This is a genomic window from Streptosporangium sp. DT93 (assembly GCF_049844535.1).
In the GTDB taxonomy this organism is placed as follows: domain Bacteria; phylum Actinomycetota; class Actinomycetes; order Streptosporangiales; family Streptosporangiaceae; genus Streptosporangium.
In genome coordinates this window covers 150,946-166,707 of the sequence record NZ_JBNCLF010000001.1, presented here as the reverse complement: position 1 = coordinate 166,707, position 15,762 = coordinate 150,946, and the positions used below count along the sequence as shown (strand labels likewise).

Annotated in this window: 17 protein-coding genes and 1 tRNA gene; 11 read left to right on the top strand and 7 right to left on the bottom strand. The window is 71.0% G+C overall.

All coding sequences use genetic code 11. The features are described from left to right. Window positions 1-62: 62 nt before the first annotated feature. Entirely contained in the window at window positions 63-914 is an 852-nt protein-coding gene (gene htpX / locus ACLQ2R_RS00800) for a zinc metalloprotease HtpX (protein WP_425957306.1), read from the top strand. A 179-nt stretch (window positions 915-1,093) separates the two neighbouring features. Here htpX and ACLQ2R_RS00795 read toward each other — a convergent pair whose 3' ends face one another. After that, entirely contained in the window at window positions 1,094-1,906 is an 813-nt protein-coding gene (locus ACLQ2R_RS00795) for a hypothetical protein (RefSeq protein ID WP_425957305.1), read from the bottom strand. Between the two features lie 521 nt (window positions 1,907-2,427). Further along, a complete protein-coding gene (locus ACLQ2R_RS00790; RefSeq protein WP_425957304.1) occupies window positions 2,428-2,922 on the bottom strand; it encodes a YajQ family cyclic di-GMP-binding protein in 495 nt (164 codons plus the stop codon). Window positions 2,923-3,343: 421 nt separating this feature from the next. Between ACLQ2R_RS00790 and ACLQ2R_RS00785 the strand changes: the two genes are divergently transcribed. The 5 genes from ACLQ2R_RS00785 (at window position 3,344) to ACLQ2R_RS00765 (ending at window position 5,114) form a co-directional block, all read left to right on the top strand. After that, window positions 3,344-3,425, top strand: a tRNA-Tyr gene (locus ACLQ2R_RS00785). A gap of 268 nt (window positions 3,426-3,693) precedes the next feature. Beyond that, on the top strand, window positions 3,694-4,026 hold the full coding sequence (locus ACLQ2R_RS00780) for a hypothetical protein (protein WP_425957303.1): 333 nt from the start codon (window positions 3,694-3,696) through the stop codon (window positions 4,024-4,026). Further along, the gene (locus tag ACLQ2R_RS00775; RefSeq protein WP_425957302.1) at window positions 4,023-4,478 is read left to right on the top strand and encodes a MerR family transcriptional regulator; all 456 of its coding nucleotides are present in this window, start codon (window positions 4,023-4,025) and stop codon (window positions 4,476-4,478) included. Before ACLQ2R_RS00780 ends, ACLQ2R_RS00775 begins: the two co-directional genes overlap by 4 nt. After that, window positions 4,456-4,785, top strand: a complete 330-nt coding sequence (locus tag ACLQ2R_RS00770; RefSeq protein ID WP_425958174.1) for a hypothetical protein — start codon at window positions 4,456-4,458, stop codon at window positions 4,783-4,785. Before ACLQ2R_RS00775 ends, ACLQ2R_RS00770 begins: the two co-directional genes overlap by 23 nt. Beyond that, window positions 4,782-5,114, top strand: a complete 333-nt coding sequence (locus tag ACLQ2R_RS00765) for a YnfA family protein (RefSeq protein ID WP_425957301.1) — start codon at window positions 4,782-4,784, stop codon at window positions 5,112-5,114. Before ACLQ2R_RS00770 ends, ACLQ2R_RS00765 begins: the two co-directional genes overlap by 4 nt. 215 nt (window positions 5,115-5,329) lie before the next feature. On the opposite strand, the gene ACLQ2R_RS00760 is transcribed toward ACLQ2R_RS00765, so the two are convergent. The 5 genes from ACLQ2R_RS00760 to ACLQ2R_RS00740 form a co-directional block, all read right to left on the bottom strand. After that, complete coding sequence (locus ACLQ2R_RS00760; protein WP_425957300.1) at window positions 5,330-6,070, bottom strand: VOC family protein; 741 nt, start codon at window positions 6,068-6,070, stop codon at window positions 5,330-5,332. A gap of 115 nt (window positions 6,071-6,185) precedes the next feature. Beyond that, entirely contained in the window at window positions 6,186-7,340 is a 1,155-nt protein-coding gene (locus ACLQ2R_RS00755) for an alpha/beta hydrolase family protein (protein ID WP_425957299.1), read from the bottom strand. Between the two features lie 11 nt (window positions 7,341-7,351). After that, complete coding sequence (locus tag ACLQ2R_RS00750; RefSeq protein ID WP_425957298.1) at window positions 7,352-8,917, bottom strand: S41 family peptidase; 1,566 nt, start codon at window positions 8,915-8,917, stop codon at window positions 7,352-7,354. Between the two features lie 8 nt (window positions 8,918-8,925). Then, window positions 8,926-9,993, bottom strand: a complete 1,068-nt coding sequence (locus ACLQ2R_RS00745) for an ABC transporter permease (protein ID WP_425957297.1) — start codon at window positions 9,991-9,993, stop codon at window positions 8,926-8,928. Continuing rightward, window positions 9,990-10,880, bottom strand: coding sequence for an ABC transporter ATP-binding protein (locus tag ACLQ2R_RS00740; protein ID WP_425957296.1), 891 nt, complete (start codon window positions 10,878-10,880; stop codon window positions 9,990-9,992). The genes ACLQ2R_RS00745 and ACLQ2R_RS00740 overlap by 4 nt, the downstream gene beginning before the upstream one ends. 264 nt (window positions 10,881-11,144) lie before the next feature. On the opposite strand from ACLQ2R_RS00740, the gene ACLQ2R_RS00735 reads away from it, so the two are divergent. From ACLQ2R_RS00735 to ACLQ2R_RS00715, 5 genes are all read left to right on the top strand, one after another. Continuing rightward, entirely contained in the window at window positions 11,145-12,593 is a 1,449-nt protein-coding gene (locus ACLQ2R_RS00735; protein ID WP_425957295.1) for a sensor histidine kinase, read from the top strand. Beyond that, a complete protein-coding gene (locus ACLQ2R_RS00730; protein WP_425957294.1) occupies window positions 12,590-13,261 on the top strand; it encodes a response regulator in 672 nt (223 codons plus the stop codon). The genes ACLQ2R_RS00735 and ACLQ2R_RS00730 overlap by 4 nt, the downstream gene beginning before the upstream one ends. A 403-nt stretch (window positions 13,262-13,664) precedes the next feature. Then, window positions 13,665-13,922 carry a hypothetical protein gene (locus ACLQ2R_RS00725; protein WP_425957293.1) on the top strand — a complete coding sequence of 86 codons (258 nt, stop codon included), beginning with the start codon at window positions 13,665-13,667 and terminating at the stop codon, window positions 13,920-13,922. 318 nt (window positions 13,923-14,240) lie between these two features. Next, on the top strand, window positions 14,241-15,077 hold the full coding sequence (locus tag ACLQ2R_RS00720; protein WP_425957292.1) for an alpha/beta fold hydrolase: 837 nt from the start codon (window positions 14,241-14,243) through the stop codon (window positions 15,075-15,077). A gap of 113 nt (window positions 15,078-15,190) precedes the next feature. After that, a complete protein-coding gene (locus ACLQ2R_RS00715) occupies window positions 15,191-15,535 on the top strand; it encodes a hypothetical protein (protein ID WP_425957291.1) in 345 nt (114 codons plus the stop codon). The last annotated feature ends 227 nt before the right edge of the window (window positions 15,536-15,762 follow it).

Below are 15,762 nucleotides of genomic sequence, written 5' to 3'. Positions count from 1 at the left end.
ACGTTCGACCTGGGCAGAGACGTTGTCACAGGTGAATCGGCATCGACCGGGAGGGGGATGTAGTGCACCACAACGGTCTGCGTACCGCGGTCCTCCTCGGCGCACTGTCCGCGGTGATCATCGCGGCGGGGGCGTGGTTCGGGGGTGGCGCCGGTGTGCAGATCGCGGTCCTGATCGCGCTGGCGGTCAGTGCCGTCGCCTACTTCTTCTCCGACCGCATGGCGCTGTCCGCCATGCGTGCCCGGCCGGTGAGCGAGGTCGAGCAGCCGGTCCTCTACCGGATCGTGCGTGAGCTATCCACCGAGGCCCGCCAGCCCATGCCCCGGCTGTACGTCTCGCCGACCATGCAGCCCAACGCCTTCGCGACAGGTCGGAATCCTCGAAACGCCGTGGTCTGCGTGACCTACGGGATCACCAGGCTCCTCGACGAGCGCGAGCTGCGCGGGGTCGTCGGCCACGAGCTCTCCCACGTCTACAACCGCGACATCCTGATCTCCTCGGTGGCCGGCGCGCTCGCAACCATGATCACCTATCTCGGCTACGCCGGGCTCATCCTCGGGGGCGGGGAGGACGACGAGGGGCCCGGTTTCATCGGCGCGCTCCTCATGCTCGTGCTCGGCCCGGTCGCGGCAGGGATGATCCAGATGGCCATCTCGCGCTCCCGTGAGTACCAGGCCGACGAGTCCGGGGCCCGGCTCACCGGTGATCCGCTGGCCCTCGCCTCGGCGCTGAGGAAGATCGAGATGGGCGCCCGCCAGTTGCCGCTTCCCGAGAACGGCCGGATCGTCTCCGCCTCACACCTGATGATCGCCAACCCCTTCCGCGGCACCGGGATCAGCAGGATCTTCTCCACCCACCCGCCGACCGCCGAGCGCGTCGCCCGGCTGGAACGCATGGCCGGCTACCGCCGCTGATCCACGACCCGGGAAGAGGCACTTTCATACCCGGGGCGGTGGTTCCCCCCACACTCCCGGGGGTGTCGGCTCTCACGCCCCGGAAGTGGCGAGTCCCCCCCCACCTTGGGGTGGCCGGTCACTCCCATACCTGGCGGTGGCGCCTCCCACGACCTGAGAAGGGGAACCGCCAGGGCGAATCACGGGCTCAACCCGGCGACGATCGGATGGTGAACCGATCCGGGCACGACGAAGCGGCGGATCCGTTCCATCTCACCCGTCTCCCGGTCGATCCGATACCAGCCGTAACGGTTACCGCCTCCCTTCCGCGCCCGGCGCGAAACGACCGTCTGCAGATCAAGGTGGCCCATGACGTTCCAGCGCAGCCGGGTCGGCGTCATGCCGTAGGGAACGGCGATGGGAGCGCTCGCGGCGGGGACGCCGGAGGGCACGCTCCACAGGCCGATCCCGGCGTCGCTCTCCGTGAAATGGGCGACGGTCTCGCCTTCCGGCCCGAGCGCACCTCCCAGGGGAGCACGTCCCCGCTCGGCGAAGGGCGACATCGCGTAGACCACCGCCTGGAACGCGTCGTCCACCGCCAGGACGAACTCCGCGTCGGGGCTGAAACTCCACGGCCGCAACCCCGGCCGTACCGTGAGGCTCGTCCCGCTGAGCGTGTCCAGGATCCGGTACTCCTCCCCGACGCCCAGCACCGCGTACCGTCCGCGCGGAGAGAGCTCGATCCGCGTCGCGCGCATGGCACTCGACCAGGTCACACCAGGCACCGCGCGTACCGTGCCCGAGACCACCTTCCGCACCACCAGTGCCCCGCTGCCGAGGTCGAAGTAGGCGACATGCCCGCCGTTGGGCGACAGGGCCAGCGGAGCCCGTCGCCCGCGCGAGGAGAACACCCGGGCGTCGGCGAGGTCGACGACATCGCCACCCCGGAGCCAGAGCCTCCACGGCGCGCACAGGCACCCGTCGAGGCCCGCGTACAGAGCCGGAGACCGCACGTCCTCGGCCCGCGCCGGAAGAGATCCCGCGTCCGCGGCCCGCGCCGGAAGGGCAGCCCCCAAGGCGATGGCGAGCACGCCGGCACAGACGCCCAGGCGACGGAACGACCCCACGCAGACCCCCCGAATCTCCCGGACAACGGGGGCGTCCGCTACGTACCGGCCCACTGTACGCCTCGGTCGGGGCGAGTCGGCGGTGTCGCCGCGGATGTCGTCGCCCGGTCGCGGCGGCGGACCGAAACCGCTTCATCGACGATCGTCCGCCCTTACGGTCGCCGGGTGTTTCGGCGACCGGGCGACCCTGCCGCCTCCGGCGGACGAGTAAGCGACCTCGGCGACCGGATGGTTCTGCCGCCTCCGGCGGGTGAGTGAGCGGCCTCGCGACCGGGCGGTTCTGCCGCCTCCGGCGGACGAGCGGCCGGGGCATGAAGACCTCCTGCCCCGGCCGTGTGCCCTGGATATGCCCCGATCAGGAGCGGGAATCGCGGGATCCCCGGTCACGGCGCCGATCGCTCGACGGGCTAACGGTAGTTCGAGAACTGAAGGGCGATCTCCAGATCCTTGCCCTTGAGCAGGGCGATGACCTCCTGCAGCTCGTCCCTCTTCTTCGAACTCACCCGCAACTCCTCGCCCTGGATCTGTGCCTTGACCCCCTTGGGACCCTCATCGCGAATGATCTTCGAGATCTTCTTGGCGTGCTCCTGGTCGATGCCCTCCTTGAGCGTCACCAGAAGGCGGTACTCCTTGCCGGACAGCTTGGGCTCGTCCGCGTCCAGGATCTTGAGCGAGAGCCCCCGCTTGATCAGCTTTTCCTTGAAGACATCGAGGACCGCGTTGGCGCGCTCCTCGCTGTTGGCCTTGATCTCGATCGCCTTCTGACCCCCCGACCAGGAGATGTCGGCCCCGGTGCCCTTGAAGTCGAACCGGTGCCCCACCTCCTTGAGCGTCTGGTTCAGCGCGTTGTCGGCCTCCTGATGGTCGATCTTGCTGACGATGTCGAACGATGAATCCGCCAAAGTACAATCCCCTCTGAACCGGTAGAACTATCAGCCACGGCCCGGCTCCCAGGTGCCGCGGACCCCGAAGCGCGGCGGCGTCCGCGAGCCGGTTCGGTAGACGCGTACGTAACGGATCAGCCTAGCCAGCATCTCCCGCCGATGCCGAGGCGGTGGCGTGTCCCACCCCGGCCCCGCCGTGCCGTCCGCTCCCCCGCACCCGATCCCGTACGGGTCCCACTCCTTCCCGCCGGCATCCCCGCGATCGGTGCCGGACCGCCTCCCACACGCCCCTTTGACCCCTTCCGTAGCCATCATGAACAGCTGGTGTGCTCCAAAGGTCCAGTTCAGGGCGGGTATGGGGCGACGCGCGCCGCCGATGTCACGTCACCAGCGGAAGTCCGCTATTCTTCTTCCTGTCGCCGCCGCAAGCGGAGGACGCGGCAGGTTGCCCGAGTGGTCAAAGGGAGCGGTCTGTAAAACCGTCGGCTCAGCCTACGCAGGTTCAAGTCCTGCACCTGCCACACCAGCAGAAAAAGCCCTCTCACCAGCGGAAACGCGGTGCGGGGGCTTCTTCGTTTCTGATCCACCATTCCCCGTTTCCCGCGAGATGCGGCTTCCACCTCAACCGTCTACGGCCTTCGTGGTGCAACGCCGATCATCCCGGAGCCGAGATGCCCCCGCCGGAGGAATGCTTTCAGGGGTTGCATCCTGTACCGGGGTACAGGCCTACCGTCGAGCTGCAGGGATCGTTCGCGCAAGGGACGGGTGGTCTTGATGGATGGAGAGCTCATGGGATGGGCGCCGGCCGAATGCACGCTTCCGACCGAGGAGCGGCCGCTGCGGGTGGCGGAGTTCGACGAACTGTTCGCCTCCGCGCTGCGTGGGCTGTACCGCGTAGGACCGGCTCACCTGCGGCTCACACTGGATGACGAGGCCCAGGTGGAGAGGGCCGCGCGTGACCTGGCGGCCCGTGAGACGGGGTGCTGCTCGTTCTTCACCTTCACCTTCACCCCTGGTGGCGATGGCCTGACCTTGGACATCGAGGTTCCGGCGGTGCACACGAAGGTGCTTGACGGGCTGGTGGTCCGGGCGATCGAGGCGGCGCCCCGGGTCGTGTCGTGAACGGGCCGTGGCTGCGTACCGGAGAGGTCGCCGATGCGGTGGGGGTCAACGCTCAAACGTTGCGCTACTACCACCGGCGGGGTCTGCTGGAGGAACCGCGGCGCAGCAGCGGGGGGCACCGGCTGTATCCGCCGGAGACCGTGACCGTCCTTCGGGTGATCAAGGTGGCGCAACGGCTGGGCTTCACCCTCGACGAGGTGGCCGACCTGGTCGAGGCGGCCGCGCATCGTCACGGCAAGCCGCCGGGCAGCGGTTTGCAGGCACGGGCGACGGCCAAGCTCGCCGAGGTGGAACAGAAGATCGCCGACCTTCGGACGATCCGCGAGACATTGTCCCAAGCGCTGAACGCCGGGTGTGACGACCTGGTGGAGTGCGCGGCGAGTTCGTGCTGTCCCCTGCCGTTCTCCGACCTTGCGAAGGGAGGTCGGCATGTCGACTTCGACCGACCCTGAACGGCGCGAGCGCCTGCTCCCGGCCGGCCTGACGGGGCTGGCCGCTCTGGCGTGCACCGTGTGCTGTGCGCTTCCCGTACTGCTGACCGCTGGGGTGATCGGGGGTGCCGGGGCCGTCGCGCTCACGGGTGTCATGCCGACGGTGGCCGTGATTCTGGCGGGTATGGCCGCGCTGACGTGGGGACTGGCGTGGTTCCTGCGCCGGCGGAAGCAGGCCGATGGATGCGCGGGCGGGGCTGGCTGCGGCTGCCGGAACGAGAGGGCTCACCGGGAGATCGAAAGCGGTCCCCTACAGTCGCGGTTGTGACTGTCGCGCGTTCTCTTCTGCTGTTCCTGGTCGCCGCGCTCGCCGAGATCGGCGGGGCGTGGCTGGTCTGGCAGGGGGTGAGGGAACAACGCGGGGTGGTGTGGGTCGGGGCCGGGTTCGTCGCTCTGGGCCTGTACGGACTGGTGGCCACCTTTCAGCCGGACGCCAACTTCGGTCGCATCCTTGCCGCCTACGGGGGCGTGTTCGTCGCGGGCTCGCTGATATGGGGCATGGTGGTGGACAGGTTCCACCCCGATCGCTGGGACGTCATCGGGGCCACCGTCTGCATGGTCGGCGTACTGGTCATCATGTACGGTCCGCGCGGGTAGCCGGAGTCGAGCGAAGCGGTCGAGGCCGGCGGCTGGAGCGACCACCGGGCGGTGGGCTGGCTGGGTGCGGCGTGCCGCCGCCTGGATCATCGCGGAGTCCTTGGCGGAGATCGGGGGGCGGCATGTCTTCGATATCCCCAGGTCGCACCGGCGTAGGAAGATCTGGACATGTGAGTACGCAGGCTCACGTGTCCCGATGTCGTTGCGGCTCCGCGTCAGGATGGGGTCAGGACGCAGAACTCGTGGTCTTCCGGGTCGGTCAGGCACGTCCACGGGACATCGCCCTGGCCGAGGTCGAGGTCGACGGCGCCGAGGGCTCGCAGCCGGGCCACCTCCGCCGCCTGGTCGTCACCGGGGTAGGGCAGCAGGTCCAGATGGACGCGGTCCGGCACGGTCTTCACGCCGGGCGTCCGGAGGAACTCGAGATACGGGCCGCCTCCCGTGGCGGAGCGCAGAACCGCCTGATCGTCGGTCATCTCGTGCAACGTCCAGTCCACCGCCTCGCCCCAGAACCGGGCCATGGCCCGGGGGTCCGCGCAGTCGACCACCACCGCGGCGATCGGCCCGGTGTCGCGATAGATCTCCCGGGGTTCCAGCACGCAGAACTCGTTGCCCTCCGGGTCGGCCAGGACCGTCCACGGGACGTCGCTCTGGCCCACGTCGGCGGGCGTCGCACCGAGAGCCCGAAGGCGCGCGACCAGGTCCGCCTGATGGGCCGTGGAGGTGGTGGCGAGATCGAGGTGTACGCGGTTCTTCGCCGGTGTCCTGGGTTCCGGGACGGGAACGACGTCGACGCAGACGGCGACCGGGTCCGGCCAGACGAGACCACCGGCGGGTCCGACGTAGGTGGTCATGCCGGGGCTGTACGCACTCCAGCCGAGCGCCTCCGCCCAGAACCGGCCGACCGCCGGGGCGTCAAGGGCCTTGATGTTCACCTGAACGGGTCGCAGCGCCATGTGGGAGACCCTATGCGCCCGCTCCGCGACGCCGTGCGCACCGTCGCCGAACGGGGATCGACTCCGCCCACCGTCCCGCTGGGCCGGTCACCCGCGTGTCCAGATGCGCGACGTCTCAGGGGCGGGCGCAGGTCGCGGGGCAGAATGTGGCCTCGGGGTGGCGCGGCGACGGTTTGTCCAGGAGGGGCTGTCGTCGTGATTTCAGGTGCTGGTCGAGGAAGGCCGCCACGTAGGTGCGGGTGAGCTCCGCGCCACGGGCCGCGGGCAGCATGCCGGGGAGAGGTTCGAGGCCGAGGACGTCCGCCAGCATCGGGATGTCGGTGAAGGACTGGTGTTCGGCGTCCGACAGCACCAGCCAGCGTTTCCATCCGGTCAGTAGTTTCCAGTCGCGGTCCCAGGAGGTGTCGAGGCCGCCCGGGACGTGGTCTTTCGAGCCCAGGAACATGAACGGCCGGGAGAGGCCGTCCTTGGGGATGCGGGCGTAGGTGGTGCCGTCCATGTCGATCCCGGCGCGTACGCGGGGGTCCTTGACCATGGTCGCCACGGCGGCGGCCCCGCCGATCGACTGGCCCGCCATCGCGATTTTCCCGCGGTCGATCAGGCGGGAGTGCTTCCACGTGGTGGTCAGCCGGTCGAGGACGAAGGAGACGTCGGCGGCCCGGCCCTGGACGAGCCCGGCACGGAAACCGGGGTCGGTGTCGCTGTCGCAGGCGAGGCATTCGACGACCCGGCCGTCGGACAGGGTGGTGGCGTAGCTCTCGTAGGTGTGGTCGATCCCGGCCACGACGTACCCGCGACTGGCCAGGTCCTCGGCCAGGGAGGTGAGGGTGCTCGCCGGCTTGGTGAAGCCGGGGGAGAGCACCACCAGCGGAAATCTCCCGCCGGCGGGGACGGCGTCCCTGACGGCGTTGGTCCGTGTGTCGCTCAGCGTGTCGTACGGCGTGGTCGAGAGCCCGGAGTCTTTCAGGAGAAGTTTCGCTTCCCCGGCTGTCATGTAGGGCGCGCGTTGCCCGTCGCGTTGCCCGGTCGGGTACCACAGGGTGACCTTGAGTTCCCGGGTGTCGGCGTCGGGGTTCCAGGGGTCGGGGCGGGAGGTGTCGGTCAGATGGAGGACGGTGGTGCCGACCGGGTGGGGGCCGGTGGGGGCGGGCAGGGTGACGGGGCCGGGGGGTGTGGCCGGTGGGGCGTCGGCTCTGGGGGGTGGGGGGGTGGAGCATGCGGAGGTGGCCAGGAGGGTCAGCCCTGCGGTGAGGATCAGGAGTCTTCTCATGGCGAGGTCCTTCACGTGCGCAGCAGGGTCAGGGCCTTGGCCAGGGCGGGGTCGTGTCCGGTGGCGGCGTCGTGGGGGGTCAGGGGGGTGTGGTGGTCGGGGGGTATGCCGATGCGGTCGATCACTTCGCGGTTGGGTCCCAGGTGGTGGGTGGTGGGCAGACTCACGGTGGTGTTGTCGCTGAGCCGGTAGGGGCGGGCCGGGCCGGAGACGAGGCCGGCGGTTCTGGTGCCGATCAGTGTTCCCAGGCGCAGGTCCTTGACGGCGGAGGCGAAGTGCTCGCACGCCGAGGCGCAGCCGTGGTCGGTCAGGACCGTCAGGGGCAGGTTGAGGGGGGCGACGGTGTCGTCGGTGCGCAGGGGCCGGCAGGTGCCGTCCGCGGTGCATTGGTAGGCGGTGGCGGCATCGCGGGCAAAGGCGCTCAGCAGGCGGATGGCCTCTTGGGGGCTGCCGCCGTCGTTGCCACGCAGGTCCAGCACGAGACCGGTCAGGGTGCGGCCGGTGCGCAGGCGGGTGAGGGCGGTGAAGGTCCGGTTGGCCGCGTCGGGGGTGAATCCGGCGATCCGCACATAGGCGATGTCGTCGCCGATCAGGTGTGATCGTACGACTTTCAGGGTGGCCGGGTCGCGTTGGAACACGCCGGGGGTCAGGGTGGCGCTCCAGCGGCGGCCGGTGGATTGCCGCAGGAGCCGCAGCCGGACCGGGCGCGCTTCGGGGTAGCGGGGGGAGAGGGCGGCCAGGGCGGGGGTGGCATGGTGGTCGATGAAGGGGGCCGAGCCGTTGATGGACTCGATGATGTCGCCGGGGCGCAGGGCGGCGGCCCGGGCGGCGCCGCCGTGGACGGTGGTGACGAACAGCGGGGGCAGAGCGGCGCCGGTGGCGCTGGAGTCACCGGTGCCTTGGGGGGTGGTGATGTTGGTCTGCAGGCCCAGGCCGTAGTCGTCGCCGTCGTAGAGGTCGGGGGGCCTGGCGAGGTCGTGCATCCAGCGGGCGTGGTTGTCGTCCAGGGCGGCCACGAGCGCTTCGAGGGTGGCGGTGGCCAGCTTGTCGCGCAGACCGGAGCCCCGGTCGGAGCCCTGGTCGGTGGTTTGGTCGGGGAGGTGGTCGGTGATGGTGCGGTAGGTGGCCTCGAAGGCGGCCCAGTCGGTTGTTCGGTCGCCGGTCAGGGCGGGCATGCTCGCCCGGGGCACGTTGTGCCCGTTGCGGTCGAGCTCCCGGGTCAGGGCGGCGAACGCGGCGGTCAGCAGTGTGCGGGCGTCCAGGGTGGCGCCGCCGTGGTGGTTGCCGAGGATGCACAGGTAGGCCTGCTCGATGACGTCGATCGTGGTGGCCGTCTCCGCCCGGGGAGGACCCGCCGGCGGCGCGCAGGCGGTCGTGGCCGCCGTGCTCGCCTGAACGCGCGGCGGCGCCGGCGCGCTACAGGCCGCCATCAGCAGCGAAACGAGCCCGACGGCCACGATCTTGACGCCGGCCCCGGCGGCGGACCTAAAGGTGGTCACGATGGCCGTCCTGGTGGTGGTCTCGGCACCGGCGCGGGCGGTGACGGCGGCTCTGACGACGGTTCCGGTAGCGGTCATAGCGGTGGTCATGTCAGGCGTCTCCGGATCCACCAGAAGGACGACCAGGTCAGGCCGAGGGTGAGCAGGGCGTAGATGCCGGTCTCGATCCACTGGAAGGGCCAGAAGCGCTCAAGGGGCTGGTAGCTCGCCCGCTGCCGGTAGCCGAGGCGGTTGATCTCGGAGATGCACCCTCCCGAGGAGAGTTCCTGCGGTGAGCAGGGTCCCGACGTCGTGGAGATCGGGACGGCCCGCACGATCGTCGACGACGGTCCCGAGCGTCCGTCTCCGCCGGAGACCGTACGTCCGGACGTGTCGACCAGCCTGCTGGACAGCACCCAGGCGCCCGCGTGGCCGGGAACGGCCGACGTTCTCAGGAAGATCTGCAGGGATCCGCCCTGCGGGGCGCCGAGGCCGTCCATGTTCTCCCGGCTGATCTCGAAGGTTCCGGTGACCGGGGGCATCAGGTGGGGACGGACCAGCAGCGGCACGGCGAGCTGGATCGCGACGAACACGGCCAGCGTGAGGGCCATCGCCGGCAGCGTACGGCGCACCAGCATGCCCACGGTCACCCCCAGGACGAACGCGAAGGCCGCGTACCCCATCGGGGCGATACCGCGCGCGCCGAACACCAGGGGCGCCATCTGCGCCAGCTCCGGCACCGCCGACCGGTCCAGGGGAGCGGACCACCAGGTCACCGCGAGCCCGCACACCCCGGCGGCGGCCATGGCCGCAAGGCCGACGAGCCCCAGCTTGACCGCCAGCCAGCGGCCCCGGGTGACGCTCTGGTTCCACACCAGCAGATGCGTGCCCGCCTCCAGCTCCCGGGTGACCAGCGGCGCCCCCCAGAAGAGCCCGACCAGCGCCGGCAGGAGCAGCACGACGAGGGTGAGGGCCAGGAAGGTGATGTCGTGCGCGCCGAAGAACCGGTCGAAGAAGTCGAGGCAGGTGTCGTCCGCGGTGCAGCCGGCGATCCCGGCGGCGTAGTCGGAGGCCAGGTCCGGCCCGGTCAGGGCCAGGACGGCGAGGAGCAGCGCGAGGACGGCGGCCGTCATCGCGGCCGAGCCGCGGAACTGGCGCCAGGTCAGCCAGATCATCGCCGCACCTCCACGGCGGCCCGCCGGTTCCCCACGGGGTGCTCGTCCATGGAGGCCAGGACGAGGTCCTCCAGGCCGAGAGAGGTGACCGTCCAGGCGGGGTCGTGGATCGGGGAGTCGGTACGGACCACGTACGTGCTCTGCCGGTCGGTGTGGTCGGCGGAGATCACGTGATGGTCGGCGGGGAGCCGGTCGGGATCGCGGCGCGGGCCGGTGAGCCGGTGATGGGTGGCCAGCAGCCGGTCGACCTTCCCTGCCATCCGGACGCGGGAGTCGACGAGGACGATCAGGTGGTCGCAGACCCGTTCCAGGTCGGAGACCAGGTGGGAGGAGAGCACCACGCTGAACTCGTGCTCGGCGACGGCCTCCGTCAGCCCCCGCATGAACTCGCGGCGGGCCAGCGGGTCGAGCGAGGCCACGGGCTCGTCCAGGATCAGCAGCTCGGGCCGCTTGGCCAGGCCGATGGTGAGGGCGAGCTGGGCGCGCTGGCCGCCCGACAGTTTGCCCGCCCGCTGCGCGGGATCGAGGCCGAGTGCCCCGATGTGTCTCCGCGCGAGCGCGGCGTCCCAGCGGGGGTTGAGCCGGGCGCCCAGTCGCAGGTGGTCGGCGACGGTCAGTGCCGCGTAGACGGGGGTGTCCTGGGCGACGAACCCGACCCTGGCCAGTTGCGCGGGCGTGCTCCCGGGCCGCCCGCCGAGCACCGTGATGTCGCCCGTCGTGGGTTCCAGCCGGCCACCGGCCAGCTTCAGCAGCGTGGTCTTGCCGGCGCCGTTGGGACCCACCAGCCCGACGACGTGACCCGCCGGGATGTCGACGGTGCACTCGCGCAACGCCCAGCGTCTGCCGTACCGCTTGCCCAGTGCCTGGGCCCGTAAGGCGGAAGTCACGCTCTGTCCTCCTGGGGGACGGTCCGAAAGGTGGCCGGAACGGCGCGGCGACACTCTCGGCGAGGTCGCGGCTCCAGCGCCAGGTGATGGCGAGAACGAAACTAGGTACCGTCCCCGCCGGTGCGCGTCGGCCGTCGTACCGAGATCGCGTACCTCCTGAGGACGAAGGGCCGCCGGGTCATCCCCGCGATGTACTCCCCGCGACCGCGAGCCCCGTCATCGCGGCCGATGTGGGAGGTGCCGGGCAAGCGTGACAATGTGCCGGTGGAGACCGATGAGCGACCACCGTGGTGGCGGTACGTGCTGGACCTGGACGGCCGGCTGGACGAGGACCGCCCGGGCCGGGACACGCCGGGGCCGGGCGGTGGCGGCCCCGCGCGGCCGTCTCGCGGAGCGCTCGCCGTCGACGGGGTGGTCGCGCTCGTCCTGACGGTCGTCGCGGTGACCATCTCGGTGAGGTATCCGGTGACCGGCTCCGTCGTGGACCGGCCCGAGGTGATCGAGTACCTGCGGCTCCGGCAGACCGTCCCGCCCCTGCCGTCGATTCCCGATCTCCCCGATCTCCCCGACCTTCCGGATCTTCCCGACATTCACGACCTGCCACCAATTCCGGACACTCTGTCCCCGCCGTCCGGCGACCCGCCCGGCAGCGTGGAGGACTGGCCGCTGAGCCACGTTCCGTCCGCGTTCGTCGTGGCGCTGACGGCGTTGCCGCTGGCGGCGCGGCGACGGTACCCGCTCACCACCTTCTGGGTGGTGCTGGCCGCGGCGTCGGCCACACACGCGAGCGCGACCTGGATCACCGTGCTGGCCTGCGCCGTCGCCGCGTACGGTGCCGTCGTCCACGGCCGTAACCGGTTCCTGGCGATGGGGGGTCTCGTGCTCGCGGCCGGGCTCGCCGGTGGCGCCTTCAAGGACGTCGCCCCCGGGCTGCCCAGCTGGCTGGGACCGTTCGTCGTCCTGCTGGGCGTCGGCGTCTTCGGGAGCTTCGTCCGTTTCTGGCGGCGACAGCTGGGAGCCAGCAGGTACCGGCTCGCCGAGCTGCAACAGGCGCAGGAGAACGCCCTGCGCAGGGCCGTCGCGGAGGAGCGCTCCCGGATCGCCGCCGAACTCCACGACGTGGTGACCCACAATGTCAGCGTGATGGTGATCCAGGCCGGTGCGGCCCGCAAGGTCATGGACGCGGAGCCCGAGCAGTCGAAACAGGCGCTGCTCGCGATCGAGTCCGGCGGCCGGGCCGCCATGGCCGAGCTGCGCAACGTCATGGGCCTGCTCGCCGGCCCGGGCGGCGAGCGCCTCGACGGGCCCTCCGACGGGCTCGAACCCCAGCCGGGCCTGGACCAGCTCGACGCCCTGGTGGAACGGGTCCGCGCCGCCGGGGTGCCGGTGAGCGTCGAGGTGTCGCCGCCCGGGCCGCTGCCGCCCGGGATCGACCTCGCCGCCTACCGCGTCGTGCAGGAGGCCCTCACCAACACGATCAAGCACGCGGCCGGGGCGGCCGCGTCCGTGTCGATCGGTCACGACGGCGACCGGCTGGAGATCGAGGTGACCGACACCGGCGGGACGCGAGGCGCCGGGCCGCGGACCGGCGACGGCAGGGGACTGATCGGGTTGCGCGAGCGGCTCGCCGTCTACGGCGGGACCCTGGAGGCCGGACGGACGGCCGGGGGCGGATTCCGGATCAAGGCCCTCATCCCGTGGAGTGCGCCGTGACCGAGCCCCTGCGCGCCGTCATCGCCGACGACCAGGCGCTCGTACGCACGGGATTCCGCATGATCCTCGCCGCCGACGGCATCGAGGTGACGGCCGAGGCCGCCGACGGGGAGGAGGCCGTCGCCGCGGTCCGCCGTACCGCGCCCGACGTCGTGCTCATGGACATCCGGATGCCGAGGACGGACGGCCTCGAGGCCACCCGGAGGATCTGCGCGGGCGGCGCCGGGGACACCCGCGTGCTGATCCTGACCACCTACGACCTCGACCACTACGTGTACGCCGCGCTCGCCGCCGGGGCGAGCGGGTTCCTGCTCAAGGACGTCACCCCCGAGCATCTGGTGGCCGCGGTACGCCTGGTGCGCTCCGGCGACGCCCTGCTCGCGCCCACCATCACCCGCCGCCTGGTCGAGCGCTTCGCCCGCCGCGACGACGCCGGGCCCGCCCTCCACCGTGACCTCTCCCAGCTGACGCCCCGGGAGCTGGACGTGCTGCGCCTGCTCGCCACCGGACTGAGCAACGCCGAACTCGCCGACCGGCTGACCCTCAGCGTGGCCACGGTGAAGACCCACGTCGCGCGCATCCTGTCCAAACTCGGCCTGCGCGACCGCGCCCAGGCCGTGGTGATCGCCTACGAGACCGGCCTGATCTCCCCGGGCGGCGTCCGTTAGGAGGTGGGACCGAACTCGGCGCGCACTGCCGTACTCGATCCGCGGGGTGCGACAAGGTTCAGCTTCTCTCCCACAAGCGTCATGCCGACGACGGCGCGCATCGCCTCTACACCTCGCTGGGATTCGAGCCGGAGGCGGAGGGTTTCCGGCTCTGTCTCCGGCACGTTCCCGCCGCCGTCCGGGCGGCCAAGGCGGCGCGGCGCTGAGAACCGTTCCCTGAAACGCGGAAGGGGCGCGGACCGTCTCCGGATTCCTGTTCCTGCGGCAGGTCCGGTCACGGCGGCACCGTCGAGGGTCGACCCGTCGACCCGTGGGCCCAGCGGTCCCGGTCGTTTCGGACAGGCATCGCCCATTCCGTTTTCGATGGTCGCGAAACGCGCGTGCCGTCGTAGGATCGCCTGTCGTGCTGACTTTTACCGAGATTTTCACAGGCGCCTTGTGCGTGGGGGCGATCGCTCTCGTCGCGGGCGCATTCCAGGCCGCACGCGACAAACGTCTGCGTCACCTTGGTGGTCCGTTCGCCATGGCCATTGTGGGGGGCAGCTTCATGCTTTCCGCCGGTGTCGTCGCGCTTGCCGAGCTGGAGGATTCGGAGCAGTTGATTCCGGTGAGGACACTTCGGCTCCCGGATTCCCGCGAGGAAATGGACACGGACGCGTAGACGACCGGGGTGACCCGGTCTTCCCTCGGCTCTCCGGAAAACCGGTCGACGCGGCCCGAACGGGATTGACACGGTGTTCCCGTGTTCGAGGCGGGCAGGGTGCCACAGGTGACGGCGCTGCTCCGCGACGCGGGCTGCGAGGTCACGTCCTCCAGGGTGAGGGGGCGCTGCGCCACCGTGGGGAACCGTGACGATCCAGTACATGTTCCACCCGGTACGCGCTCGCGGGCGAGCCGCCGGTGGTGCGCGCGCACCTCATGGAAGAGCCGGGGTCGTCGGTGTTGCCCTGGCCGGAACGCCGGTGACAGGATCTTCGCCATGCCCACCTTCCCCGCGTACGACGGAACCGGCCTCGCCTACCACGTGTTCGGTGAGGGGGCCCCGGTGATCTGCCTGCCGGGCGGTCCGATGCAGGACTCCAGCTACCTCGGCGAGCTCGGCGGCCTGTCGGGACACCGGCGGCTGATCATGGTGGATCCTCGGGGCACCGGCCGGTCCGCGACACCGGAGGACGCCGCCTCCTACCGCTGCGACCGGCTGGTCGACGACGTCGAGGCGCTGCGCGAGCACCTCGGTCTCGACCGGCTGGACCTGCTCGCGCACTCCGCCGGCACGAACCTCGCGGTGCTGTACGCGGCCCGGCACCCGGAACGCGTCCGCAGGCTCGCTCTGATCACGCCGAGCACCAGGGCCGTCGGCATCGACGCCACCGGGCGGAGCCGGCTCGCGGTCGCGCGGCTCCGCGAGGACGAGCCCTGGTTCGCGGCGGCCTTCGCCGCTCTCGAAGCCGTCATGGCGGGCGACGCCCCCGGGGACCCGAAGGCCGTCGACCCCTTCTTCTACGGCCGATGGGACGCGGAGGCGCGGACCCACCAGGCGTCCCAGGACGGTCAACGGAACGACGAGGCCGCGGTCGCCTTCGGCGCCGAGGGCGCCTTCGACCCGGAGGCCACCCGCGCGGCACTGGCCGCGTTCACCGCCCCGGTGCTGCTGCTCGCCGGGGAGGTCGACCTGAACACTCCTCCGGACGTCGCGGCCGAGTTCGCCGGGCTGTTCCCGGACGCCACGTTCGTCGTTCAACCGGAAGCCGGACACTTCCCCTGGCTCGACGACGCCGACCTGTTCGTGGCGACGACCCGGACGTTCCTGGGCTGACGATCGGCCGCCCAGACCGGGACGACGGGTCGATTCCCGTCCCCGCTCGGACGGGGATCAGGATTTCCCCGGCAGGGAAAGGCTTTCGGCCCCGGCGGGAAAAACGACGTCGCGTGAGCATCCCGGAACCGGCGAGAACAGCGGTCTCTGTTTTCGCGCTTCTCGTGGGCGTTTCGAGCATCGGATCGGCCGCTCTCGTCGCCGGCGGATTCCAGGCGGCGGAAAACAAGGACCGGCGCCGTCTCGGTGGCCCGTTCACCACGGCTCTCGTGGGAATCGGCTTCGTGCTTTCCGCCGGTGTCGTCGCGCCCGCCGAGCCGCCGGATCCGGAGCGGTCGCCTCAGGCGAGGGTGCTTCGGCCACGGCCGGTCACGGCCTTGCCGTTCTTGAGGGTGGACAGGTTGACGATCGTCACTCCCACCCGGTCCGCCGGCCGGGACGTTCGTCCAGCCGTGTGACTCACCCGGGCCCCCGCTCCGCACGCTCCGGGGTTTCGATCCCCGCGTGCCCGCGAGCGGCCGGGACTCCAGGCCGGTGGGCGCCGAGCCGGTGGCGGCGCAGGCGACCGTACGGCCGCCTGCGACCCGTGTGACACGGCCGGTGGAGGGCGGAGCCGGCTTCGCGCGCCGTCTCAGCGGCGCTTCAGTGGCGTTCCAGGGCGTGGTGCGAGAGTGTGCACGGCCGG

What these genes read in the sequence shown, in the direction of transcription:
- ACLQ2R_RS00745 (WP_425957297.1), bottom strand. Translation starts at nt 9,993, where the DNA reads ATGATCTGGCTGACCTGGCGCCAGTTCCGCGGCTCGGCCGCGATGACG.
- ACLQ2R_RS00770 (WP_425958174.1), top strand. Translation starts at nt 4,456, where the DNA reads ATGTCGACTTCGACCGACCCTGAACGGCGCGAGCGCCTGCTCCCGGCC.
- ACLQ2R_RS00780 (WP_425957303.1), top strand. Translation starts at nt 3,694, where the DNA reads ATGGGATGGGCGCCGGCCGAATGCACGCTTCCGACCGAGGAGCGGCCG.
- ACLQ2R_RS00720 (WP_425957292.1), top strand. Translation starts at nt 14,241, where the DNA reads ATGCCCACCTTCCCCGCGTACGACGGAACCGGCCTCGCCTACCACGTG.
- ACLQ2R_RS00760 (WP_425957300.1), bottom strand. Translation starts at nt 6,070, where the DNA reads ATGGCGCTGCGACCCGTTCAGGTGAACATCAAGGCCCTTGACGCCCCG.
- ACLQ2R_RS00750 (WP_425957298.1), bottom strand. Translation starts at nt 8,917, where the DNA reads ATGACCGCTACCGGAACCGTCGTCAGAGCCGCCGTCACCGCCCGCGCC.
- ACLQ2R_RS00755 (WP_425957299.1), bottom strand. Translation starts at nt 7,340, where the DNA reads ATGAGAAGACTCCTGATCCTCACCGCAGGGCTGACCCTCCTGGCCACC.